The organism is Amycolatopsis sp. NPDC051373 (assembly GCF_040689465.1).
Taxonomy (GTDB): Bacteria; Actinomycetota; Actinomycetes; order Mycobacteriales; family Pseudonocardiaceae; genus Amycolatopsis.
In genome coordinates this window covers 44348-67028 of sequence record NZ_JBFBAE010000028.1, presented here as the reverse complement: position 1 = coordinate 67028, position 22681 = coordinate 44348, and the positions used below count along the sequence as shown (strand labels likewise).

Here is a 22681-nt window from a genome sequence, read left to right as displayed (position 1 = left end):
TCATGCGTTACCTGCTCATGATCGCCGGCGAAGAACCCACCGAGGAACAGAAGATCGCCGGCTGCGGCGGCTGGACCGACGACCTGCTCGCCCGCGGCATCCTCGTCGGCGGTGGCGGCCTGCACCCGCCCGCCACGGCCACGACCGTGCGCGTACGCGGCGGCGACATCCTGCTGACCGACGGCCCGTTCACCGAGAGCAAGGAACAGATCGGCGGCTTCGTCATGATCGACTGCGCCGACCTCGACGAGGCCGTCGACATCGCCTCCCGCCACCCCGCCGCCGCGTACGGCACCATCGAAGTCCGCCCCATGCTGGGCTGACCCGACCACGAGGAGAACCCATGCCGTCCCTGGTGGACCGCCAAGACCAGCCCTACGTCGGCTACCGCGCGACCGTCGGCTTCGACGGGCTGCGCGAGGTCGCGCACCGCATCGCCGCCATCGTCGGCGCCCTCGCCGAACGCGGGGTCACGCCGGCCGGTGCGCCGTTCTTCCGCTACCTCGTGATCGGCCCGGACATGGCGAACCTGACGGTGGAAGCCGGCGTGCCCGTCGCCGCGCCAGTCGAGCTGGGCGAGGAGTACCTCAACGACGTCGTGCCCGGCGGGAAATACGTGATGGCCACCCACCACGGGGCGCCGGACGGACTCGTCGCCGCCACCGCCGAAGTCCTCACCTGGGGCGCGGCCGAAGGCGTGCACTGGGACCGCACCCAGGCCGCCGACGGCGATCACTGGACCGGGCGCCTCGAGGTCTACCGCACCGACCCGCGCGTGGAACCCGACGCCACGAAGTGGGAGACCGACCTGTACTTCCGCCTCGCCGACTGACCCGCGCGCCGCGGGACCGGCTCCGGCACCGCGTCAGCCGGTCCCGCGGGCCAGCCACCCGCCCAGCAGGCACGCGAACCCGGCCGTCGAGGCGAAGGCACCCAACAGGTTCCATCGGACCCAGCTCGTCTCGAACTGCCCGCGCAGCTCGGCGAGCGAAGCCATGCCGCGGTCCAGCGCGTTGTTCATCGGGATGTTCTTCACGGCCGAGATCACGATCATCGCCAGCAGCAGCGCGAAGCCGGCGATCAGCCACGGCAGCGCCCCACGTCCGCCGGCCACCAGGTCCAACACCACAGCGGCCGTGGCCAGCAGGGGCGCGCCGAGGAACGTGAGCAGGAACCAGCCGTTGACGATCGCGATGTTGATCTCGCGCATCGCCGTCACGAACGTGTGGTCGTCGGCCCGCGCCAGGCCCGGCATCACCGACACCGCGTAGGAGTAGAACAACCCCGCGATCAGCCCCGCCGCGACGATCGCGACCACGAGGACCACTCCGGACGCTGTGGACATCACGTGCTCCTGTGTTTTTGGCCCCGGCTCCGCCGGGGCGTGCGAGATCGCCTCTGAGCGCTGGGGTCGGGTGAGCGGGCACGAACTCCTCCGCCGAAACCGGACGATAGCGGACATCCCGCCCGATCGCGGCGGAGATTTCCCCGGCCACGTCGCCGAACGTCAGCAGCCGCGACTGGTCAGCTCCAGCGTGCGGCCGTCGAGCGCACCCGTGGTCAGCGCCTCGGCCGCGATGTCGGCGACGTCGTCGGTGTCCACGAACGGCTCCGTGGTCTGCCCGGCAGGCAGTGCGATCTCGCCCGCCGGCACCGGCTCGAGGAAGAAGTGCTCGCTGAAGTTCTGGAAGAACCAGCTCGCCCGCAGCACCGTCCACGCCGCACCCGACTCCCGCACCACCTGCTCACTCATCACCTGCTCACTCACGTCTCTTCACCCGACCCACCCGCGAGATCGCTCAAAGGCGATCTCGCACGCCCCGGCGGAGCCGGGGCAGAAAACACCACCGCGCGCAGTCAGCCGCTGCGTCACCCGGCGCCCCGTCTTACCCGTACCGCCCAGAACCAGAGTTGTGTTTGTCATGCCAGCCAGTGAAGCGCCCGCAGATGAGACTCTCCATGGTTCATCAGCTCAATCGCATGTTCCAGCGTCTACACTGCTGCGCATGGATCCGCTCGCAGCGCTGCTCGATGGGCCCCGCGCGCACGGGGCCTTCCTGCTCCGCTCGGTCCTGACGCCGCCGTGGTCGCTGCGCATCGAAGACGAGGCACCGCTGACAATCGTGGCGGTGGTGACCGGTGAGGCGTGGCTCGTGCCCGACCACGGTGACGCCACGCACCTGGAGGCGGGGGACATCGCGATCGCCCTCGGCCCGGATCCGTACCTGTTCGCCGACGACCCGGCCACTCCGCCGCAGGCGGTGATCCTGCCCGGCCAGGAGTGCCGCACTCCCGACGGCGAGCACCTCATCGACCTCGTCGACGTCGGCGTCCGCACCTGGGGCACCCCCGCCGGTGGCACCACCGTGCTGCTCACCGGGACGTATCCGCGGGTGGGCGAGGTGTCGCGACGGCTGCTCGCCGCTCTGCCCCAGACCCTGCTGGTTCGCGCGGCCGACTGGGACAGCCCGCTCGTGCCGCTGCTCGCGACCGAGATCGGCAGAGACGTGCCCGGCCAGGAAGCCGTCCTCGACCGGCTGTTGGACCTGCTGCTCATCGCCGCGCTGCGCACCTGGTTCGCCCGCCCCGGCTCAGCGGCGCCCGCCTGGTACCGCGCCCACGACGACCCCGTGGCCGGCCGCGCGCTGCGGCTGCTGCAGGACCAGCCCGCCCACCCCTGGACCGTCGCCGAGCTCGCCGCCGGCACCGGCGTCTCCCGTGCCGCCCTGGCGCGGCGCTTCACCGCCACCGTCGGCGAGCCCCCGATGGCCTACCTCGCCGCGTGGCGCCTCGCGCTGGCCGCCGACCTGCTGCGCCAGCAACCCGACGCGACGATCGGCGCCATCGCCCGCCGGGTCGGCTACGGCAGCGCGTTCGCGTTGAGCGCCGCGTTCAAACGCGAATACGGCCGCAGCCCCCAGCAGTACCGCACGCGCGTCCCGGCGTGAGGACGTCGGGACGCGCGTGCCCGAGTGTCCGTCGGGAAGGGCCAGTCAGGCCGTCGCCACCCGCTCCGCGCCCACGATGTGGTCCACGAACCCGTAGGCCAGCGCCTCCTCGGCGTCGAACCACCGGTCGCGGTCGGCGTCGGCGGTGATGCGTTCCACCGGCTGCCCCGTCTGGGCCGCCGTGAGTTCCGCGATCCGCCGTTTCATCTTCCCGAACACCTCCGCCTGGATCGCGATGTCCGTCGCCGCCCCCGAGATCCCCGCCGAGGGCTGGTGCATCACGATCCGCGTGTTCGGCAGCAGGTGCCGCTTGCCCGGCGTGCCCGACGAGAGCAGGAACTGCCCCATCGACGCCACGAACCCCAGTCCCCACGTCGCCACGTCCGGCTTCACCAGCTGCATCGTGTCGTAGATCGCCATCCCCGCCGTGACCGAGCCGCCGGGCGAGTTGAGGTAGAAGGTGATGTCCTTTTCGGAGTCGTCCGCGGCGAGCAGCAACAGCTGTGCCGTGATCCGGTTCGCCACCTCGTCGGTCACCTCGGTGCCCAGGAACACGATCCGGTCGCGCAGCAACTGCTCGTACACCGACTCGTTCGGCTGCTGCCCCGCCGCGTGCATCGCGGGAACCACCGTCAGCGTCATCGTCTTCTCCTTCTCCGTGCGAGATCCCTGTCCGCCCCGAACGTAGGAGCGCGGACGAGGCCGTGGGGACGGCGTTCGCTCACGGCGTGCGCGGTTCGCTCCCGGCGATCACCCGAGGTAGCTGCGCGAAGCAGTCACTTCCCGCGTCGCGACCACGGGCCGCCGTTACGCTCTGCCCATGCAGAACACCGGGGACGACCGCGTCCCCACCCTGTTGCGCAGCCGGCCCAGCTGGCTCGTCACCCAGCTCGCCACACAGGTCACGCGGCTGGTGGGCGACGCGTTCGACGCCGCCGGGTTCCGCCGCTACCACTACGCGCTGCTCGCCGCCCTCGACGAGTTCGGCCCCGCGAGCCAGGCCGCGCTCGGACGGCGCTGCCGCATCGACCGCAGCTACGTTGTCGAGGCCGTCGGCGAGCTGGAGACCGCCGGCTTGGTACTGCGCGCACCCGACCCGGCCGACCGGCGCCGCAACGTCGTCACCCTCACTGGCGAAGGCCGCACCCACCTCGCCGCGATGACGAAAGCCCTCGACGACGTACAGGACGAGCTCACCGCGCCCCTGCCCGCGGCCGAGCGCGAGCAGTTCGTCCACCAGCTCGGGCGGGTCCTCGACCACCTGCGCGAACCCCGCGTCACCGGTAAGGGTCGCGAAACCTCGTGATCTCGATCATGGCGGTGAACGGGACTAGCGTGGCGTACGTGTGAGCCGGAGGCCGTACCGGCTTTCTCCGTTCGTCCGCATGCGAAGGATCCGCCCCTATGACTACTCGCCCGTTCCGCTTCGGGGTCTCCCTGCTCAACGTCGGCTCCCGCACGGACTGGCGCGCCCGTGCCCGCGAGGTGCAGGACCGCGGCTACGACGTGCTCCAGGTGCCCGACCACCTCGGGATGCCCTCGCCCTTCCCCGCGCTGGTCGCGGCGGCCGACGTCACGAGCATCCGGCTGGGCACCTACGTGCTCAACGCCGGCATCCTCAGCCCTGCCTACCTCGCGCGCGACGTTGCCGACGTGCAGCGCCTCACCGACGGCCGGCTCGAGCTCGGTCTCGGCACCGGCTACATGCCGAACGAGTTCGAGGCCGTCGGCGTGCCGATGGGCTCCGGCGGTGAGCGCATCCGCAAGCTGGAGTCCACGCTCAAGGCCACACGCGAGCTGCTGGCCGCGGAAACCGGCGCGACGGTGCCGCCGATCATGCTGTCCGGCTCGGGCGACCGCATGGTGGCACTCGGCGGCCGCGAAGCCGACATCTTCAGCTTCTCGATCATGGCCGGCGTGACCGCAGGCACCGCCCCGGAAGACGCGTTCGCCCACCGCGTGCAGGTGCTGCGCGACGCCGCCGGCGACCGCTTCGGCGACATCGAGCTGAACCTGTTCGTCGCCGCCGTCGGCGACAGCGTCGAGGCGCTCGACCTCGGCGTCATCCGTCAGGCCAGCGGCCTGCCCGACGAACAGCTCGCCGAGCTGCCCGGTGTGCTCGTGGGCTCGCCACGCGAGATCGCGGAGCGGCTCGAGCGGTACCGCGAAACGTTCGGCACCACCTACATCAGCGTGCTCGAACCGCACCTCGCCGCGTTCGCCGAGGTCATCAAGCACCTGAGCTGACGTCCACGGCGCACAGGGACCGCATCAGCTCCAGCACCCCCTGGGCGCCGCGCGGCGACAGGAACTTCGCCAGGTTCGCCGCCGAGTCCCGCGCCTCCTCGGCGGCGCGGGCGAACATCTCCTCCTCGAAGCCGCGCACGTCTTCTGCCGACGCGAGCGCCAAGGCGAGCCGGGCGCCGTCGAGCATCGCCAGGTTCGCGGCCGCGCCGGCGAACGGCGGCATCAGGTGCGCCGCGTCGCCCAGCAACGTCACTCCCGGAACCGGATCCCATTTCAAGCCGACCGGCAGCGCCGTGATCGGCAGCGGCGTGATCGGTCCTTCGGCCGCGGCGACCAGCTGCAGGAACTCCGGGGCCCAGCCCGCGTAGAGGTCCTGCAGCTGGATCCGGGCGATCGCCGGGTCGTCGAATGCGATGCCCGAGGTTGCGAACCAGTCCTCCTCACCGCGCATCGTCAGGTGCACCCGGGCGCTGCCGTCGCCGTTGCGCTGCGCGGACAGCGTGCGGTTGGGGCCGATCGCCATGAACTGTCGCGCCCGACCAGCACCGAGAGCGCGGGATGGGCGAGGTCGATGTCCGGGATCACGAGCTCGATCGCGTTCACGCCCGTGTGCGCCGGTTCGGCAGGGGTGACGAGCGGACGCACGCGGGAACGGGCGCCGTTCGCGCCGACGAGGAGGTCACAGTCGGCGGCGCTGCCGTCGGCCAGGTGCAGGCGGTGTCCGTGGGCGAGCGACGTGATGTCCTCCACGGCGCGTCCCCAGTGGACGGTCTCGGGCGGCAGGGCGTCGAGCAGCAGCTTGCGCAGCGCGGGACGGTCGGCTTCCGGGCGGCCGAACGCGTCGTCGGGCGTGTCCTCGCGCAGCAGCGGGGTGCCGGTGTGGTCGTGGAGCGCCAGGTCCTGGCCCTCCGGGCCGGGCGATGGCGCGGAACCCGGCCGTCAGCCCCGCTTCGCGCAGCGCGAGCTGGCCGCCGGCGAGGTGCAGGTCGAGCGTGCCGCCCTGGATGCGAGCGGTCGGGCCGGTGTCGCGTTCGTAGACGTCGGCGTGGATGCCGTGGACGTGCAGGACCCGGGCGAGCGTCAGGCCACCGAGGCCCCCTCCGGCGATGGCGATACGAGGCATGAGAACTCCGATCGATACGGTGTATTTCTAAAATACGCTGTATCAGCAAGTGCGGTGTATCGTTACCGCGATGAGCGAACTGGTGTGGGAACGGCCCGAGCCGCCGGCCAGATCGGCGCCGACCCCGCTGAGCCGGGAGCGGATCGTCGCCGCGGCCTGTGCACTCGCCGACGCCGAAGGGCTGGAAGCCGTGTCGCTGCGCAAGGTCGGGGCCGCGCTCGGCGCCGGGCCGATGCGCCTCTACGGCTACCTCTCCACCAAGGACGAACTGCTCGACCTCATGGCCGACGCCGTCTATGGCGAGCTGCCCCTGCCCGAGCCCGGCACCGACCGTCGCACGGGCCTGCGGGCGCTAGCCCACGCGGTTCGCACGGCGGCACACCGGCACGAATGGTTCGCCGACCTGCTCGGCGGGCGTCCCGGGCTCGGCCCGAACGCGCTGGCCTACCTCGAAGCCTCGCTCGCCACCGCCGACGAAGGCGACATCGACGACGCGCTCGTCGCGGTGCACGCCGTGCACTCCTACGTGACCGGCGCCGTCCGCAGCGAGATCACCGAGCTGCGCCGCGAACGCAAGTCCGGCCAGGACGAAGCACAGTGGCAACGCGCGTCCGCTCCCTACCTGCGGCGCATGCTCGCGACCGGCCGCTACCCCACCCTCGCCCGCGCCGTCGACCTCGGCTCCCACCCCGACCCGGACACCGCGTTCGACGCCGGCCTCGCCCGCGTTCTCGACGGCCTCGGTGGCCCGGTTACCGCTTAAGCGGCAAGATCGCGGCGTGATCCCCGAACTCGGCCCGACGACCCGCGTCATGCACGCGATGGAACAGCTGTGGGCCGAAATCCGCCACCGCAACCCCGACGTGCCCGAGGCCATCCTCGTCCTGGCGTCCGGCACGATGGGCACCACCACCGAGATCCACGGCCACTTCGCCCGCTCCCGCTGGCACGTCGGCCCCGGCGAGGATCCGCGCGCCGAGTTCTTCCTCGGTGCCGAAGGCCTGCGCCGCCCCGCCACCGACATCCTGGCCACCACGCTGCACGAAGCCGCCCACGGTCTCGCCGCCACGCGCGACATCGTGGACGTGAGCGACGGGCGGTACCACAACAAGCGGTTCGCGGCGCTCGCCCACGAGCTGGGTGTACGGGCCGAGCAGGCGGATCGGATCGGGTGGTCGGCCACCACCGCCTTGCCCGAGACAATCGAGGCCTACGCGGATTCGCTGCACGCTCTCGAAAGGGCGTTGACGGTGTGGCGGCACACCGAGCAGGAGGTTGCGGTCCGTGCGCAGGCTCCGCAGCCGCTGCCCACGGATGCCGACCAGCCCGATGTCGTCGTGCCGGCACCGACTCCAGTCGTGATCGCGCCGGTGGACGGCCGCGGTGCTCACCGCGGCGGGCCGAACTACGTGGCCGCGGTATGCGGGTGCGACAAGCCGCGCCGCATCCGCGCGGCCCGGTCGATCCTCGAGCTGGGGCCGATCACCTGCAGTCTCTGCGCGTCCCCCTTCACCGAAACCGCGAACTGACCGACTCGGCCGGTCGCGGTCGGATGCTCAGGTCAACGGAAACAGTACGAGTCCGACGAGGCGTCGCCGCCCTCCAACCGGACCTGGTGCGGGCGCAGGCCACGGAAGTCGTCGCCGTGCAGGAAACACTTCCCGTCGACGCGCAGCCCGCCGACGGCGGGATCGGTCTCGAGCTTCGCCATCCAGGCCCCGACGCCGTCCGGGTAGAACTGGTCGTCCCAGGCGCCGTAGAGGGAGTTGGTGACGTAGATCCGGCGACCGTCGCGGCTCACCTCGACCATCTGGGGGCCACCCGAGAGCTGCAGCGACGGCGCGGCCGGATGCGGGAGCCGGCCGGTGATGCCCCCGAGGCGCACCGAACCGGTCTCCCGCGGCCGGGCGGGGTCGCTGACGTCGAACTGCTTGAGCTCGCCGATGCCCCAGCACGACACGTACAGGAACCGGTCGTCCACGCTGAGGCCGATGTCGGTGATCAGGGGCGGCACGGCACCGAACGGCCGCAGCGCCGGTGGCAGGTCCGCGGCGTCGGCGGGCTCGGCAGGCACGGTGATCACCTTGTCCACCGCCCAGGTGTCGCCGTCGAGGTGCCAGCGCCACACGGACGCCGACAGGTCCTCGGTGGACACCACCACGCCGACGAACCCCCATGTGGCGTCGGGGTCGTGTGCCGGGCGCACCTCGAGCACCATCTGGTGCTGCTCGCCGAGGTCGACGCTCTGGAGGTGGCGGCCCTCGGCCAGGTCCCAGAAGTGCAGTGCGTGCCCGTACTTGTGGCCCAGCAGCAGCTCCGGATTGATGCCGTCCTCGATCATGGCGGGGGTGCCCCACTCGCTGCTGATCAGGACGTTGCGGTTGAGGTGCCACCACGCGTCGTAGGCCAGGTACTGCGGGCCCCGCTCGGTCTCCCACGCGCGGACCACGTCGAACGTGTCGTGATCGAGCAGCGCGATGCCGCCCGGACCGCCCGAGCCTTCCCCGGCGCCGAGACACGACACGTACACGCCGTCCGGCCCGCAGTGGGAGGTGTGCGGACGGGAGTATCCCGCCTTCTCGGCCAGCTCGGCCGCGGTCACCGTCTTGTGCAGGACAGGCTGGCGCGGATCGGGCTGGGTGTCGAACACGTGGATGTTCGACGAACGGATCCCGGGCAGCAGCAGGAATCGGCGGCGCAGGCCGTCGGGGTCGTGCCCGGTGTGCGCGAACGCGCTACTGCACGCGTTCCATCCAAAGTGGTGCAGCTCATCGCCGATGGTTGGCAGCTCCGACCAGCCGACCACGCTGCCGTACGTGCCCGAGTCGGGATCCACGTCGACCGTCGCCAGGGCGTCCGGTTTGGCGGCCGTCCGGTCGAATGCCACGACGTACGCGAGCTTCTCCGGCGGGGCCGCGATCGCGTCGCCGGGGCTGCGGTAGAAGGTCGGATCGGTCTGCGACTGTGCTGACTGCCCGGTCATCACGTTCTCCCTCCCCTGTCCGATTCCCGCGGCCAATGTCCCGCGCGTGCCGTCGTGGCCGCAAGGCACGAACGCGCACGTCAGACGACGCGTGCGACGGCTCTGCCGGAACTGCGGGCGACCGCCTGCTCGGTGCGCGACCGGCGCACGACGACCGCCTTCCTCTGCTGCTCAAGGGAAAACGGCTCCGAACGCCGCCCACGGCAGGTGCGCGAACCGTCAGTCACCCCGGCCGGCACGGCGTGGTCTCACGGCGGCCGAAGCGGCGTGCGGTTGAAACTTCACGGCCCGGGCGGAGGGGTCTCCCCGGGCAGATCGAGCAGTTCCGCCAGCAGATCCGCGCGCAGGTCGGCGTTCTCGGTGGGAGCCGCCAGCGCGAGCCTGTGCACGCGCTCGAGCCGGGACCGCAAGCCGGCGTGGTGCTCCGCGGCCCGGGTGAGCTGCTCCTCGGCCGCGTCCAGCCGGCCGGCCAGGACAGCGGACCGGCTGCGCGCCTCCGCGACGGCTTCGGCCGAGGCGGCGGATTCCGTGCGCTGGTGCTGATGAGCAGCGTCCAGACGTCGCTCCAGGTCTCCGAGGTGGGCCCGGGCGGTGGTGAGTGCCTCGTTGGCCTGGTCGAGCCGGCCGGTGAGGTCCCGCCGGACCTCCTCTTCGCGCGCGCGTGCCTGCGCCAGGCTGGTGAGCGCCGCGTCGCGTTCGGTGGCGCGGACGGCGAGCTGCTCGGAGCGTTGAGCGAGCTCCGCGGCGAGGGCGTCGGCGCGGGCGCGTTCGGTGCGGGTGTCGCCGGCGGCGCGCTCGGCGCGTTCGGCGGCGGCGGTGGCGGAGGCTTCGGCGCGGGCCTGGTCGAGCTCGGCCGCCTTGCGGGCTTTCACCGCTGCCGCGGCCATTTCGTCGGCGGCTTTCGCCAGGTCGGCCTGTTCCTGGGCGTGGGCCTGGGCGGCGGCGGTGGCTTGTTCGCCTTCCACTGCGCGAGCTTCGGCGGCTTGGCGGAGGCCGTCCGCTTCGGTGGCACGGGCTTCCGCGGTTTCGGCGCGGGTGAGGGCGGAGGTCACCTCGTCCTGGGCGCGGGCGGCGACGCTGTCGAGGGCGTTGCGCAGGGTCTGCAGCGGCCCACCCAGCTCCGTGGCGGCGCGGACGAACTGCGCGGCCGCGTCGGTGAGGCCGGCGTGGGAGACCGAATCGCCCAGTGCTTCGCGCAGCGCTTGGTCGGCGGCGGCGAGTTGTTTGCACGTGCGGTCCCCGGGCCAGCGGCGGTCCGGGCAGAACTCGAACGGCCGGCCCCCACGCGGTCCCGGCGGCGGCAACGGCGCCCGGCACTGCCGGAACCCACACAGCGCGGCCGTCCGGTCCTCGATCACAGCTCCCTCAGTCACCCCTGAAGCGTATCTGATTGGTTATATAACTTCTAACCGAGGTTGTAGTTATCTAACTTAATACCTAGGTCAGCTACAGAAGAGAGCTTTTGTTGCTAAGCTGCCAGAGAAAATGATCGATTGACGGAGAGTGACGGCATCAGCAGCTGTGAGTGAGATCGTGAGCCTCGAAACCGGCTCGAAAACTGGGTACCCCCTCTCGGCCGATCACGACGTCTGGCCGGGCGTCGAAGACCCCGCCGCGCTGCTCGACGCGATCGCGGACTGGCTCGCCGGCTACGGAAACCAGGCCACCCGCCGCACCTACGCCGAAGGACTCGGTCTCCCCGTCACCGCGGCCGACCTCGCCGAGTGGGCCGAACCGGGGCGCCACCTCGACACCTGGCGGACGGCCGTCCTCCACTACGCCGACGCCCTCCGCCTCACCCCGAGCCCGAGCCCGAGCTCCGCCTCCGCTCCCCCGCCCGCACCGCGCGGCCGGCTGCGCGCGCACCACTGGTTCCGCTGGTGCGTCACGCGCGGCCTCGATCCGATGGCCGCCACCTCGGCCGACGTCAAGAGCTGGCTCGACACCCTTGCCACCGCCGACGCCGCCCCCGCGACGCGCGACCGGATGCTCGCGACCGTCAAATCGCTCTACGGCTACCTCGCCGACACGGGCCTCGTCACCGGAAACCCCGCCGCCCTCAACCGCCGCCGGCTCGGCCTCGCCACGGCCGCGAGCAGCACGTCCGGCACCGTCACCCTCACCACACGGCAGGTCCGTGCCCTCTACACCGCCGCCGGCACACCCCGGCGCGGCGCCAGTCCGTTGGACACGGCGCGCGCGGTGGCCGTGGTCGCGCTCTTCACGCTCGGGCTGCGCGTGAGCGAACTGTGTGGGCTGGACCGCTCCGACCTGCACGTCACCCGCGGCCGCCGCGCGCTGCGCGTGCTCGGCAAGGGCGGCAAGACGCGCGTGGTCTACCTCAGCGTCCCGGCGGAGAACGCGCTCATGAGCTACCTCTCCGCCCGCGACACCGCGGCCGCCTCACGCGAGACCACCGTCGAACGCCGGACCCAAGCGCGCCACGCCCCGCCGTCACCGCTACTGCAGACCCGCACCGGCAACCGCTACCAACGCCAGGCGATCTGGCAGCTGCTCCGCCGCATCACCGCCACCGGCGGCACCGACCTCGAACCCGTCGCCGGCGCCATGCACCCCCACGCGCTGCGCCACTTCTACGTCACCACCGCCGTCGAAGCGGGCGCCCAACTGGTCCACGTGCAGGCCGACGTCGGTCACAGCAGCATCGACACCACCCAGCAGACTTACGACCACGCCGCCCGCGCCCCGGAACGCAGCGCTGTCGACCTCGTCGCGAGCAGCTGGTTCCCCGACGACACCGGCGCCGACTGAGGTCCGGTCACGGCGCTGAGGTCTTGTCACGGCGCTGTGGTCAGGCCTCCGGCGAGCCGGCGGCGCGGTGCCCGGTGGCGGCAGATTTCCCGTTCGGCGATCCAAGCGAGCCGATCGAGCCTCGCGCGCATGTTGGCGTTGAGGTCGGCCTCCAGATCTCGAACGCCGAAGAACACCCGCAGAATCACGTGCAGGCCTCGCGGCACGGATTCAACGACCTCGTAGGACTCGATCGCCGCGGTACCGGTCGCGTCCGGGCGGAACACGTACCTCCACCGGATGCCGCCACCGCCGCGTTCGGTCCGGCGGATGCTGAACTCCCGTGCCGGATCCGCGACTTCGACGACCGGTTTGTTCGACCAGGTGAACCAGCGCCGCTTGTTGCGCGCGAGGAACTCGGCGCCCACCGCCGCACCACTCGCGCCGTCGAGCCAACGGCACTCGATCACCTCCGGGCTCCACTCGGGCGTCCGGGTCACGTCCGACACCAGGTCGTAGAGCGTCCGAGGGTCGGCTTCGACATGCCGACGCACCTCGTCGCGGGTGAGCCGTACATCGTCCCCTCCCAGGAGCAGATGCTTCTCACCGCCGATCGATCCGGCCTCTCGACGCACGTCGCTCTCCGCACTTCGCCGCCCTCAGGGCGGCGCGAGCGGCTGCGGCTGCAAGCGATCGAGGAGATCCTCGACGCGGCGCTCGAGGTCGTGACCGAGAAGGGTGCCACCGCGCTCAACTTGTCGGAGGTGGCGAGGCGGGTCGGGCTGCGCCCTCCCGGCGGTGCCCGGGTTCGAACCGTCGCCGCAGGCGTACCGTCCCAGCCTGGCCGTGCAGGAGTTGACCATGCCGGGCATTCACGGCTGCCGTCGATCGCCATGAGCTGCATCCGGTGGCCGCGTCGGAACGGGGCGTCGGTCTGTTCATCGCCCTCGGTGCCGGCGTCGGCTCGCTCCAGCTGGGCAACGATCAGCACGCCGGCTTCGTCGAGGGCCGGTACGCCCTCCTGGTCGAGCCGGCCCTCGACATGTTCGCCGCATACTTCTCGCCGGACAAACCAGCCGGCTGGACGTCCTGACAGTCTCGGCCATCCAACCGGGGATCACAGCAGGCCGAAGGCCTGCCAGTCGCCGTGCCGGTGGTCCAGAGCGCCAACAGCGGCGCCGATACCCTGGTGAGAACCCCGCCGGCCAGGAGAACACTTGTCCCACCACGATTCGCTCACTGCCGACTGCGGCAGCTGCTTCGGGCTGTGCTGCGTCGCCCTCACCTTCACGCGTTCCGCGGACTTCGCGATGAACAAGGCGGCCGGCGATCCGTGCCCCAACCTGGAACCGGAGTTCGGCTGCGGCATCCACGATCGCCTGCGGGACAAGGGGTTCTCCGGCTGCACCGTCTACGACTGCTTCGGCGCCGGGCAGAAGATCTCGCAGATCACCTTTGCCGGGCGCGACTGGCGCAGCGAACCGGCTGGCGCGAAGCGGATGTTCGCCGCGCTGCCCGTGATGCGCCAGCTGCACGAACTGCTCTGGTACCTCACCGAAGCCCGGTCCCTGGCTGTCACGCGGGAGCTGCACGCCGGTCTCGACGCCGCGCTCGCCGAGACCGAACAACTCACGCTGAGCGACCCCGACACCCTGCTCGCGCTGGACGTCGCCGAGCAACGCGCCCGCGTGGACGTGCTGCTGCAGGCCACGAGCCGGCTCGTGCGGGACGGGGTGCGCGGCAAGAAGAAGGACCGCCGGGGTGCCGATCTCATGGGGGCCAAGCTCGCGAACGCGGACCTGCGGGGCGCGAACCTGCGCGGGGCCTACCTCATCGCCGCGGACCTGCGCGGCGCCGATCTTCGCCAGGCCGACCTGATCGGGGCGGACCTGCGCGACGCCGACGTCCGCGGCGCGGACCTCACCGCGTGCCTGTTCCTCACGCAGTCGCAGGTCAACGCCGCCCGCGGCGACGCCACGACCCAGCTCACCGAGCGCCTCAGCCGGCCCGCTCACTGGTAGCCCGCGTCGACCCGACCACCACGCCACCGAGCCGTGCGACCCAGCTGCCGCACAGGCAGCGAACGTAGTCGGCACGACTGCCGCGCGAGGCGGGCACGACGGCGGACGGGGGCAGTTCGGCCAGGGGCCAGCCACAACGGGGGCAACGGACTTCATCCATGCCCCGATCGTGCTGTAATGAGTCAGTGCACTTCAACCCTTACGGCGGCTCCGGCGCTCAGGTGGCCGCGGCGCTGGCCACGCTGGCTCGGGACGACAGCGTCTCGGCGGAGGACGTGCTGAGCACCTGCCGGGCCCACGGCATGACGCTGATGGGGCTCACCGACGACGAAGGCGCCCGCATCCTCGACTGGAGCCGGCGGCTGCGTGAGGTCTTCGCCGCGGGCAAAGCGGACCAGGTGGAGCTGGTGAACCGGCTGCTCCTCACCGCGGCGGTGCGCCCGCACATCTCCGGCCACGACGGCAAACCCCCGCACCTGCACTACGCCGGCGAAGACGCCGAGGCCGTGGAACGCGTTCAGGCGCACTCGGCCGGCGGGCTCGCCCACCTTGTGTGCGAAGCGCCTGACCGCTTCGGCCTGTGCGCACGCGAGGGTTGCGGGATCGCCTTCGTCGACACCTCGCGCAACGGCCGCCGCCGCTTCTGCTCGACGCGGTGCGGCACGCGGGTCAACGTCGCCGACCACCGGGCCCGGCAGCTCAGCGCTTGACTCAGCTCATCTGCTCGTGGATCCAGTCAAGGATCGTGTCCACGCGCGCGGTGGTCTCCACACCGGGCTGGGGGCAGTCCGGGCCGTTGTCCTCGATCGCCACGAGCCGGCCCTTCTGGTCGCCCTCGGGGATGAAAAACGGTGAGCCCGAGTCGTCGTGACACGGGCTGTTCTCGACGGTGCGCGCCTCCCGGGGGCTCATGTCGAGCTCGGTGTGGCGGATCTCGCTGACCTCGAAGTGGCCGCGTTTCATGTGGTCGGCCGGCGCGACGACGGTGGCCGAGAGCGAGCCCCAGCCCACGAAGTCGACGTCCTCGCCGACCTTCGGCGGACCGGTCGGCAGCGTCAGCGGCGCGATGTCGGTGATCGGGGCGCTGAGCTTGACCAGCGCGAGGTCGTTGACCGGCGACTGGCGCACGTCCACGGCCTGCACCACGTGCCCGCGGGGGTCGTCGTCGTTGATCTTCCCGACTGCCACCGTCATGTGGTACTGCGGCGTGCCGCCGACGCGGGTGCCGTCGAGGTCGTGGAAGCAGTGCCCGGCCGTGATGATCCAGTCCGGCGCGATCAGGGACCCGCTGCAGCCCCCGCCGCGCACGCCGCCGCCCTCGACGGGGATGTCCTTCGACGTGAGCTTCGCGTTGAACGGCATCACGCTCGGCGGCAAGGCGGGAGCAGTGCTGCTGGGCGCCGGCTTCGGTTGGGCTGACGAGCCCTGGCCGAGCGCGCCCGCCCGCGTGTGCGCGACTTCCGCGTCGGCGGTCCCGGCGGCGGACGCTGCCGGACCCTTCTGGACGGTGACGTAGCCGCCGGCGAGGCCCGCACCTGCAACGATGGCGAGTGCCAGCGCGCCGTGGCGGGAGCGACGGTGACCGGATCGTGACTTCACACTCGCAACAACGGACGGAGAGGCCGAGAAGTTCAGCCATCCGTGGAGAAATCTCAGCGAATCTCGTCACTCTGTGACACCAAAGGTGATCAAGGGACGATTCGGGCTGCATTAGGGTTCTCGTTATGACCTACCGCTTGGTATCCCTGGGCGATTCCTTCACCGAAGGTGTCGGCGACGACGATCCCGCCGCACCGAACGGCGTGCGCGGCTGGGCCGACCGCGTCGCCGAGGTGCTGAGCGTCCGTGAGCCGGACTTCCGCTACGCCAACCTCGCCATCCGCGGGAAGCTGCTGCCGCAGGTGCTCGCCGAGCAGGTCGAGCCGGCGATCGCGATGGAACCGGACCTGATCACGCTCTACGCGGGCGGCAACGACCTCATGCGCCCGAAGGTCGACATCGACGCGCTGACCGACTCCTATGAGCTCGCCGTCGCCCGGCTGCGCGGGACCGGCGCCCGGGTCGTGCTGTTCACCGGCGTCGACGGGGTGGAGGACGCGCTGTTCCGGCAGATGCGCGGGCGCGTCGCGATCTACAACGAGAACGTGCGCGGCATCGCCGCCCGCCACGGCACGCTGCTGGTGGACATGTGGTCGATGCGGCAGCTGCGCGACCGGCGGCTGTGGGCACCGGACCGCCTGCACCTCAACTCCCGGGGCCACCTCGAGATCGCGATCGCGGTACTCGACGTGCTCGGGGTCCCCCACGACCTCACCTCGGGCGAGCTGGGGCCGCGCCCGCACCTGTCGACCCGCGACCGCCGTGAGGAGAACCTGCGCTGGAGTCGCGAGCACGCGTGGCCTTGGGTGCAGCGCCGCCTGCGCGGCGAGTCCTCCGGCGACACGATGAGCCCGAAACGCCCGGTGCTGGAACCGTTCGGATCAGGTGCTCTCGAGTCAGGCGTGCTTGAGTCAAGCACCGACGCGCGGGGCGTGCGCGGCTGACAAGGCCGGGCGCAGGCCGTCGAACAGGATCGCGACCACGCGGTCGCGCAGCGCGCAGTCGGCGCCGATGTGCTCGGCGGCCTTGGCCGTGCCGATGATCACCGGGATCAGCTCGGCCACGGTGAGGTCGGCGCGCACCGCGTCGGCGTCCTGCGCGCGGCGCAGCAGCACCCCGAGCGCCTCCAACAGCCGGGTGGCGACGTCCGAGCCCGCCTTCGGCACGTGGACGCCCGCGGCGCTGAGGGCTTCGAAGTAGGCGTTCTTGGCGCTGGACATCTCGATCCAGCTGGTCAGGAACGTGAAGAACGCGGCGCCGGCGTCGGGTGAGTCCTGCGCGACGACCGCCTCGGCCTCGTCGACGAAGCGGTGCAGCCGCGCGTAGAGCACCGCTTCGAGCAGCGCCTCCTTGGTCGGGAAGTGCCGGAACACCGTGCCGACGCCCACGCCCGCCTCGCGTGCGACCTCTTCGGTCGGGGCGCCCGTGCCTTTTGCCGCGAACACCGTCTCCGCGGCTTCGAGCACTTTGGCCCGGTTGCGCCGGGCGTCGGCGCGCAGCGGTTTGGACTCCGTCACGGTGCCTGATCGTAGCCGGGTTCAGCCGGGCAGCGCGCTGAGCACGCGTTCCAGGGCCCGCGGCACGTGCGAGCGCCAGCCGCCGCCCATGATCCGGCGGGACACGCGCTCGAACTCGTCGTTCGGGTCGAAGCCCTCGTGGCTGAGGAACAGCCGGGTGCCGGTGCCCTCCGGCACGAGCCGCCACGTGACCGTCCACTTCGGACCCCATTTGATGCTCAGCTCGCGTTCGGGGTCGGCCACGAGCACCTCGCACTGCACGGGCCCGCCCGCGAACCCGGCCGCCGGCACCGGCTGCGCGAGCAGCTCGAAGCGGTGTCCCACCACAGGTTTGACGTCGTTGGGCATCGCGAGCCAGCGTTCCAGCAGCTCGGGTTCGGTGAGCGCGCGCCAAACCTTGCGCGCGGCGTGCGGCAGGAACTGGTCGACGTGCACCGCCGTCGGGTCTTCCGGGTTCGGCGCGGTCTCGGTCACAGGTCCTCCTCGTCGAGCAGGTCACGCAGGTTGGTGAGCTTCGTGCGCCAGAACTGCTCGAACGGGTGCAGCCACGTCGTGACTTCCTCCAGCGGCGCGGCTTCGAGGGAGTAGAGCCGGTTGCGCCCGGCGCGTTGCTCGGTGACCAGGCCGGCTTCCCGCAGCACGCGCAGGTGTTCCGACAGACTCGGCCGGCGCATGTCGAAGCGCTCGGCCAGATCGCCGGCGGCCATCGGGCCTTCGAGCAGCAGCCGTAGCACCTCGCGCCGCGCGGGGTGGGCGAGCGCGGCGAAGACGTCGTCGTTGACGGGCACGCCGCTCAGCCCGGCCGGTTGCCGAACGCCGAGGGCTCGAGCAGGCCGACGCCGTTGCCATCGAGGTCCTGGAACGAGGTCGCGCGGCCCCACGGCATCGCCTGCGGCTCGGGGACCTCGATCCCGTTGTCGCGCAACGCCGCCACGTCGGCGTCGAGGTCGGTGGTGTCGAGCTGGAAGTGCAGCGGGCCGGTGAGCGTGAGACCGGAGATCGGGTAGTCGACGAGCACCAGGCCGGTCTGCGCGCCCTTCGGCGCCACCATCACGAACCGTCCGGCCGGGCCGTTGCGATCGACGACGACCTCGAACCCGAGTTTCCCGACGTAGAAGTCGCGGGCTTTCGCCTGGTCGGCCACCGGCACGGTGAGGAACTGGATGCGGGAGACGGTCATGCCGGAAACAATAGGTAGGATAATTCCTACGTGTCAAGCGGCAGGGCGCTGCGCCGGGGTTGGTGGAGACGGTCGGGCACGGATTCGGAGGGCGCAGACCGGTTCGACCGGGTACGCGCCCGGGGGGCAGTGCCTTGGTGATGTCGGCGAGGAGGCGGCCGGAGACCAGGAGGCGGCCACCGTCGGCGATCGTCGCGGGGACACCCACCGTGGCGGAGACCTCGTAGTCGAACCCGGACACCGTGAGCGCGTCGGACTCCCCGTCCGCACCCGCGTCGAGCAGCACACCGCCCAGCACCGGCACCGGAGGCCGGGACGGGAGGCTCCTGGCCACCCAGGCGACGGCGTCGGCAAGCCCGTCGCGCTCGACACGGATCTTCATGCGCGCCGCCGGGTCGGCCGCGGCGCTCGCCGCGTTGCTGCGCGGCGGAAGCTCTACCGCGACATCTGCGCGACCACCTGACCCCGGGCTGCGTTCACTCGCGCAGCCGGGAGTTCAGGCGTGCGGCCTGGCGGGTGAGGTGCTCGCGTTCGGGGAGGTTGGGCGCGGCCGCCGCGGCTTCGGCGTAGAGCCGGGCCGCGGTGGCCGGGTCGCCGTCGCGTTCGTGGAGGTACGCCGACGCGGCGGTGTGGCGGGGCAGGGTGGGGTCGAGCTCCGCGAGCGCGGCCAGGCCCGCGCGGGGGCCGTCGGCCTCCCCGACCGCGACGGCCCGGTTGAGCCGGGCGACCGGGCTGTCGGTGAGGCGCACCAGCTCGTCGTACCACTCGACGATCTGCACCCAGTCGGTCTCTTCGGCAGCCTGCGCATCGGCGTGCAGCGCGGCGATCGCGGCCTGGGCCTGGAACTCGCCCAGCCGGTCGCGCGCCAGCGCTGCCTGCAGAATGTCGACGCCCTCGGCGATCAGGGCCGTGTCCCACTGGCTGCGGTCCTGATCGGCCAGGGGCACGAGCCGGCCGTCGGCGGTGGTCCGGGCCGGGCGGCGGGCGTGGTGCAGCAGCATGAGCGCGAGCAGGCCCGCGACCTCCTCGTGGTCGATCCGGGCGGCGAGCTGGCGCGTGAGCCGGATGGCCTCGGCGGCGAGGTCGACGTCGCCGGAGTAGCCCTCGTTGAAGACCAGGTACAGCACACGCAGCACCGTGCCGACGTCGCCGGCCTGGTTCAGGCGCACGCCCGCCACGGTTTTCTTGGCCCGGGTGATGCGCTGGCCCATCGTCGCCTCGGGCACGAGGTAGGCCTGCGCGATCTGCCGAGTGGTCAGCCCGCCGACCGCGCGCAACGTGAGCGCGACGGCCGAAGCCGGGGTCAGCGACGGGTGGGTGCACAGGAAGTACAGCTGCAGTGTGTCGTCCGCGACCTCGGTCGGGCCGGGTTCGGGCTCCTCGTCGGCGCGCAGCTCGCGGTCGCGCCGCGAGGAGTCGGCGCGCACGGCGTCGAGAAACTTGCGCCACGCGACGGTGACCAGCCAGCCCTTCGGGTCGCGCGGCGGGTCGTGCGGCCACACGCGCACGGCCTCGACCAGGGCTTCCTGCACCGCATCCTCGGCCGCCGCGAAATCCGCTCCGCGCCGGCCGAGGATCCCGATCACCGCCGGTGTGAGGGTCCGCAGCAGGGTTTCGTCCACCGGTGCCGTCATTCGGTGATGGCGGGGCACTCGCCGTAGAACGGGCGTACCTCGAGCCACTCCTGGGTCGGCTTCCCGCCCGCACCCGGTGACGCGGACAGCTCGCCGGCGAGCTCGATCGCGCGCTCGTGGGTCTCGACGTCGATGATCACCCAGCCGGCGATGAGGTCCTTGGTCTCCGCGAACGGCCCGTCGGTGACCGGCGGCCGGCCCTCGCCGCCGGAGCGGACCCACGTGCCTTCCTGCGAGAGCGCCTGGCTGTCCACGAACTCGCCGGTGCTTTCGAGCTTGGCCGCGAAGTCGCGCAAGTACTGCATGTGGGCCGTGACCTCCTCCGGGGTCCACTGGTCCATCGGCACGTCGTTGCCCGCGGCCGGCGCGCCGCGGTAGTGCTTGAGCAGCAGGTACTTGGCCATCGTCGTTCTCCTTGGTGTGGTCCGGCCCATTCTGGCCGGGTTCGGTACGGGGACGCAGCCGTTCGCGGGTTCTCGACATCCCGCGGCGGACCTTTTTCGGGCTGGGGTTTTCAGGCTTGCTGACGCTCGGCGCGCTGCTTGACCAGCTCCTCGACGGCGCTGGGCAACGTGGTCTCGAAGTCGATGAGCTTCGCCCAGGTCGGGGTCACGACGACGCGGACCATTCCGTCGTAGAGCGAGCGGATCTCGGCCTCCCACTCGACCCGCTGTTCGGCGGTCATCTCGTAGCTGCCGTTCATCTGCAGGTACTCCTCGGGGATCCCGTCGACGACGTCGAGCTCGGCGCGGCCTCGGATGAGCAGGATCTTGGGCGGGTGCACCTCGGTGTCGATGGTGAGCGCCACCATCGGGTTGGCCCGCAGCGACGGCAGCTTCGGCGCATTTTTGGTGGTGCACATGACGATCTCGGTGCCGTTCCAGGTGAACCCGATGGGCACGTTGCGCGGCGTCCCGTCCTCGGCGACGTAGGCCAGGCGGGTCAGGTCGCGCGCCAGCAATTCCTGGCTGAGCGGGCGGTTGAGGATCTCGGTGATCTGGCTGCGGTCCACGGGATTCTCCTCGGTGGTGTCGATCCGGGCGGTGGGCTTCGGTCTGTGTTCGCCTCGGGGACGGAGCCGCGCACGGGTTCCCGACATCGCGTCGCGAAGTTTTTCGGAACAATCGCAGACCGTGGTCTTCGGCGGATTACGACCACAAAGAGTGACAGGACGAAACGTCCTTCCCGCATCCTTCGTCAGGAATCGCCGAACCAGTGCAAGTGCCTCACACTATTGAGTGACGCCAGTCAGGAGAGGTGTGCATCATGGTTCTAGGCGACAACGAAGTCACCAAGTCAGTCGCAGCTTCCTCCGGAGACCGTCGAGTCCAGGTGCGCCGGGCGGCGCTCGCCGGGTCGATCGGCACGACGATCGAGTGGTACGACTTCTTCCTGTACAACACTGCTGCAGCACTTGTCTTCCCCCACCTGTTCTTCCCCGAGTCGACCGGCTACGCGGGCGTGATGCAGTCGTTCGCCACCTACGCCGTCGGGTTCGCCGCACGGCCGGTCGGCGCGGCGATCTTCGGGCACTGGGGCGACCGGCTGGGCCGCAAGGCGACGCTGATCGTCACGCTGCTCCTGATGGGCTTGGCGTCGGCGCTGGTGGGAGTACTGCCCGGCACCGCGACGATCGGGATCGCGGCTCCGCTGATCCTGGTGCTGCTGCGCCTGGTGCAGGGCATCGCGATCGGCGGCGAGTGGAGCGGATCGGTACTGCTCGCGATGGAATGGGGTGACCAACGCCGGCGCGGGCTGCTCGGGAGTTTCGCCCAAGTCGGTGTGCCGGTCGGGCTGGTGCTCGGAACCGGCGGCATGACTCTGCTGTCGGCCACGCTGTCGCAGGAGGACTTCGACTCGTGGGGCTGGCGGATCCCGTTCCTGCTGAGCCTGGTGCTCGTGGTCATCGGCCTCGTGATCCGGCTGCGGATCCTCGAGACGCCGATGTTCGCGGGGGTCGTGGCGAACAAGAAGACGTCGAAGGCGCCGGTGAAGGACGCGGTGCGCCACCACTGGCGGGAGATCCTGCTCTCGGCCGGTCTGCGCTTCAGCGAGCAGATGCCGTTCTACCTGTTCACCAGCTTCGTGCTCGTGTATGTGGTGGAGCGCCCGGAGTTCAGCAAGACGTTCGTCCTCAACGCGGTGCTCGTCGGTGCGCTGGTGGAGCTGGTGCTGATCCCCGTGTTCTCGCAGTTCTCCGACCGCATCGGCCGAAAACGGGTGTACCTCACCGGCTCGGTGCTCACGGCGGTGATCGCGTTCCCGTACTTCACGATTCTCAGCCACGGCGGGCACACGCTGATCTTCGTGGCGGTGATCGTGTCGCTGGTCGCGCACGCGATGCAGTACGGGCCGCAGGCCGCGCTGATCGGCGAGAGCTTCCCGACCCACCTGCGCTACGGCGGCGCCGGCCTCGGTTACCAGCTGGCGTCGGTGTTCGCGGGCGGTCCCGCGCCGCTGCTGGCGACGTGGCTGCTGCACCTGACGGGCACGCCGTACTCGGTGTCGATCTACATCGTGCTGTCCGCGGTGGTCACGGTCCTGTGTGTGATCGCACTGCCGGACCGGTCGAAGGCGAACATCGACGACGTGAGCGTCTACGCCCGCCGTTAGCGGCGAAAAGAAGGGGGGCGCCGCACCGGAATTCCGGTGCGGGGCCCCCCAACTTGTAGAGGCCA

General features: G+C 71.2%; 29 protein-coding genes and 1 pseudogene. 13 read left to right on the top strand and 17 right to left on the bottom strand.

Annotated features, from left to right (window positions below; translation table 11 throughout):
* The first annotated feature begins 2 nt into the window (after window positions 1-2).
* Window positions 3-323, top strand: coding sequence for a YciI family protein (locus AB0383_RS39020; protein WP_366189960.1), 321 nt, complete (start codon window positions 3-5; stop codon window positions 321-323).
* A gap of 20 nt (window positions 324-343) precedes the next feature.
* The gene (locus AB0383_RS39015) at window positions 344-832 is read left to right on the top strand and encodes a GyrI-like domain-containing protein (RefSeq protein ID WP_366189959.1); all 489 of its coding nucleotides are present in this window, start codon (window positions 344-346) and stop codon (window positions 830-832) included.
* A gap of 33 nt (window positions 833-865) precedes the next feature.
* Here the strand turns inward: AB0383_RS39015 and AB0383_RS39010 are convergent, their stop codons facing one another.
* Together AB0383_RS39010 and AB0383_RS39005 are read right to left on the bottom strand one after the other, a co-directional pair.
* Complete coding sequence (locus AB0383_RS39010) at window positions 866-1345, bottom strand: anthrone oxygenase family protein (RefSeq protein ID WP_366189958.1); 480 nt, start codon at window positions 1343-1345, stop codon at window positions 866-868.
* 162 nt (window positions 1346-1507) lie between these two features.
* On the bottom strand, window positions 1508-1753 hold the full coding sequence (locus AB0383_RS39005) for a hypothetical protein (protein WP_366189957.1): 246 nt from the start codon (window positions 1751-1753) through the stop codon (window positions 1508-1510).
* A 253-nt stretch (window positions 1754-2006) separates the two neighbouring features.
* On the opposite strand from AB0383_RS39005, the gene AB0383_RS39000 reads away from it, so the two are divergent.
* Window positions 2007-2948 carry an AraC family transcriptional regulator gene (locus AB0383_RS39000; RefSeq protein ID WP_366189956.1) on the top strand — a complete coding sequence of 314 codons (942 nt, stop codon included), beginning with the start codon at window positions 2007-2009 and terminating at the stop codon, window positions 2946-2948.
* 45 nt (window positions 2949-2993) lie between these two features.
* Here the strand turns inward: AB0383_RS39000 and AB0383_RS38995 are convergent, their stop codons facing one another.
* A complete protein-coding gene (locus tag AB0383_RS38995; protein ID WP_364180162.1) occupies window positions 2994-3590 on the bottom strand; it encodes an ATP-dependent Clp protease proteolytic subunit in 597 nt (198 codons plus the stop codon).
* Between the two features lie 178 nt (window positions 3591-3768).
* On the opposite strand from AB0383_RS38995, the gene AB0383_RS38990 reads away from it, so the two are divergent.
* A complete protein-coding gene (locus AB0383_RS38990; protein WP_364180163.1) occupies window positions 3769-4254 on the top strand; it encodes a MarR family winged helix-turn-helix transcriptional regulator in 486 nt (161 codons plus the stop codon).
* A gap of 98 nt (window positions 4255-4352) precedes the next feature.
* Window positions 4353-5195 (top strand): TIGR03621 family F420-dependent LLM class oxidoreductase, encoded by an 843-nt coding sequence (locus tag AB0383_RS38985; protein WP_364180165.1) that lies wholly within the window; start codon window positions 4353-4355, stop codon window positions 5193-5195.
* On the opposite strand, the gene AB0383_RS38980 is transcribed toward AB0383_RS38985, so the two are convergent.
* Together AB0383_RS38980 and AB0383_RS38975 are read right to left on the bottom strand one after the other, a co-directional pair.
* Window positions 5179-5718, bottom strand: a complete 540-nt coding sequence (locus AB0383_RS38980; protein WP_366189955.1) for an FAD-dependent monooxygenase — start codon at window positions 5716-5718, stop codon at window positions 5179-5181. The genes AB0383_RS38985 and AB0383_RS38980 overlap by 17 nt on opposite strands.
* Window positions 5649-5945 carry a hypothetical protein gene (locus AB0383_RS38975; protein WP_366189954.1) on the bottom strand — a complete coding sequence of 99 codons (297 nt, stop codon included), beginning with the start codon at window positions 5943-5945 and terminating at the stop codon, window positions 5649-5651. Before AB0383_RS38975 ends, AB0383_RS38980 begins: the two co-directional genes overlap by 70 nt.
* A 443-nt stretch (window positions 5946-6388) precedes the next feature.
* Between AB0383_RS38975 and AB0383_RS38970 the strand changes: the two genes are divergently transcribed.
* Both AB0383_RS38970 and AB0383_RS38965 read left to right on the top strand, forming a co-directional pair.
* Entirely contained in the window at window positions 6389-7081 is a 693-nt protein-coding gene (locus tag AB0383_RS38970; protein ID WP_366189953.1) for a TetR/AcrR family transcriptional regulator C-terminal domain-containing protein, read from the top strand.
* A 16-nt stretch (window positions 7082-7097) separates the two neighbouring features.
* Window positions 7098-7847: a hypothetical protein gene (locus tag AB0383_RS38965; protein ID WP_366189952.1), complete on the top strand. Its 750-nt coding sequence runs from the start codon at window positions 7098-7100 to the stop codon at window positions 7845-7847.
* Window positions 7848-7879: 32 nt separating this feature from the next.
* Here the strand turns inward: AB0383_RS38965 and AB0383_RS38960 are convergent, their stop codons facing one another.
* Entirely contained in the window at window positions 7880-9301 is a 1422-nt protein-coding gene (locus AB0383_RS38960) for a selenium-binding protein SBP56-related protein (protein WP_366189951.1), read from the bottom strand.
* Between the two features lie 281 nt (window positions 9302-9582).
* Window positions 9583-10674 carry a response regulator receiver protein gene (locus AB0383_RS38955; RefSeq protein ID WP_366189950.1) on the bottom strand — a complete coding sequence of 364 codons (1092 nt, stop codon included), beginning with the start codon at window positions 10672-10674 and terminating at the stop codon, window positions 9583-9585.
* A gap of 148 nt (window positions 10675-10822) precedes the next feature.
* On the opposite strand from AB0383_RS38955, the gene AB0383_RS38950 reads away from it, so the two are divergent.
* The gene (locus tag AB0383_RS38950) at window positions 10823-12073 is read left to right on the top strand and encodes a tyrosine-type recombinase/integrase (RefSeq protein WP_366189949.1); all 1251 of its coding nucleotides are present in this window, start codon (window positions 10823-10825) and stop codon (window positions 12071-12073) included.
* Window positions 12074-12099: 26 nt separating this feature from the next.
* Here AB0383_RS38950 and AB0383_RS38945 read toward each other — a convergent pair whose 3' ends face one another.
* A complete protein-coding gene (locus AB0383_RS38945; RefSeq protein WP_366189948.1) occupies window positions 12100-12687 on the bottom strand; it encodes an SRPBCC family protein in 588 nt (195 codons plus the stop codon).
* Window positions 12688-12959: 272 nt separating this feature from the next.
* On the opposite strand from AB0383_RS38945, the gene AB0383_RS38940 reads away from it, so the two are divergent.
* The 3 genes from AB0383_RS38940 to AB0383_RS38930 all read left to right on the top strand — a co-directional run bounded on the left by AB0383_RS38940 (window position 12960) and on the right by AB0383_RS38930 (window position 14783).
* Complete coding sequence (locus AB0383_RS38940; RefSeq protein WP_364180178.1) at window positions 12960-13145, top strand: hypothetical protein; 186 nt, start codon at window positions 12960-12962, stop codon at window positions 13143-13145.
* A 124-nt stretch (window positions 13146-13269) separates the two neighbouring features.
* Complete coding sequence (locus AB0383_RS38935; RefSeq protein WP_364180180.1) at window positions 13270-14073, top strand: pentapeptide repeat-containing protein; 804 nt, start codon at window positions 13270-13272, stop codon at window positions 14071-14073.
* A 185-nt stretch (window positions 14074-14258) separates the two neighbouring features.
* Window positions 14259-14783 carry a CGNR zinc finger domain-containing protein gene (locus AB0383_RS38930; RefSeq protein ID WP_366189947.1) on the top strand — a complete coding sequence of 175 codons (525 nt, stop codon included), beginning with the start codon at window positions 14259-14261 and terminating at the stop codon, window positions 14781-14783.
* Between the two features lies 1 nt (window position 14784).
* Here AB0383_RS38930 and AB0383_RS38925 read toward each other — a convergent pair whose 3' ends face one another.
* Window positions 14785-15672 (bottom strand): trypsin-like serine protease, encoded by an 888-nt coding sequence (locus tag AB0383_RS38925; RefSeq protein ID WP_366189946.1) that lies wholly within the window; start codon window positions 15670-15672, stop codon window positions 14785-14787.
* 125 nt (window positions 15673-15797) lie between these two features.
* Between AB0383_RS38925 and AB0383_RS38920 the strand changes: the two genes are divergently transcribed.
* Window positions 15798-16616 (top strand): SGNH/GDSL hydrolase family protein, encoded by an 819-nt coding sequence (locus tag AB0383_RS38920; protein ID WP_366189945.1) that lies wholly within the window; start codon window positions 15798-15800, stop codon window positions 16614-16616.
* On the opposite strand, the gene AB0383_RS38915 is transcribed toward AB0383_RS38920, so the two are convergent.
* The 8 genes and pseudogenes from AB0383_RS38915 to AB0383_RS38880 form a co-directional block, all read right to left on the bottom strand.
* Entirely contained in the window at window positions 16584-17189 is a 606-nt protein-coding gene (locus tag AB0383_RS38915; protein WP_366189944.1) for a TetR/AcrR family transcriptional regulator, read from the bottom strand. The genes AB0383_RS38920 and AB0383_RS38915 overlap by 33 nt on opposite strands.
* A gap of 21 nt (window positions 17190-17210) precedes the next feature.
* Entirely contained in the window at window positions 17211-17663 is a 453-nt protein-coding gene (locus AB0383_RS38910) for an SRPBCC domain-containing protein (protein WP_366189943.1), read from the bottom strand.
* Window positions 17660-17977 (bottom strand): metalloregulator ArsR/SmtB family transcription factor, encoded by a 318-nt coding sequence (locus tag AB0383_RS38905; protein ID WP_366190010.1) that lies wholly within the window; start codon window positions 17975-17977, stop codon window positions 17660-17662. Before AB0383_RS38905 ends, AB0383_RS38910 begins: the two co-directional genes overlap by 4 nt.
* A gap of 5 nt (window positions 17978-17982) precedes the next feature.
* On the bottom strand, window positions 17983-18369 hold the full coding sequence (locus AB0383_RS38900) for a VOC family protein (RefSeq protein ID WP_366189942.1): 387 nt from the start codon (window positions 18367-18369) through the stop codon (window positions 17983-17985).
* A 124-nt stretch (window positions 18370-18493) separates the two neighbouring features.
* Window positions 18494-18751 (bottom strand): annotated as a pseudogene (locus tag AB0383_RS38895) (DNA polymerase III subunit beta); the annotation flags it as partial.
* Between the two features lie 94 nt (window positions 18752-18845).
* Window positions 18846-20003 carry a sigma-70 family RNA polymerase sigma factor gene (locus AB0383_RS38890; protein WP_364180192.1) on the bottom strand — a complete coding sequence of 386 codons (1158 nt, stop codon included), beginning with the start codon at window positions 20001-20003 and terminating at the stop codon, window positions 18846-18848.
* Window positions 20000-20407, bottom strand: coding sequence for a YciI family protein (locus AB0383_RS38885; protein WP_364180194.1), 408 nt, complete (start codon window positions 20405-20407; stop codon window positions 20000-20002). The genes AB0383_RS38890 and AB0383_RS38885 overlap by 4 nt, the downstream gene beginning before the upstream one ends.
* A gap of 110 nt (window positions 20408-20517) precedes the next feature.
* Complete coding sequence (locus AB0383_RS38880; RefSeq protein WP_364180196.1) at window positions 20518-21015, bottom strand: pyridoxamine 5'-phosphate oxidase family protein; 498 nt, start codon at window positions 21013-21015, stop codon at window positions 20518-20520.
* 254 nt (window positions 21016-21269) lie between these two features.
* Here AB0383_RS38880 and AB0383_RS38875 point away from each other — a divergent pair, with 254 nt between their 5' ends.
* Window positions 21270-22616, top strand: a complete 1347-nt coding sequence (locus tag AB0383_RS38875; RefSeq protein ID WP_364180198.1) for an MFS transporter — start codon at window positions 21270-21272, stop codon at window positions 22614-22616.
* Window positions 22617-22681: the final 65 nt, after the last annotated feature.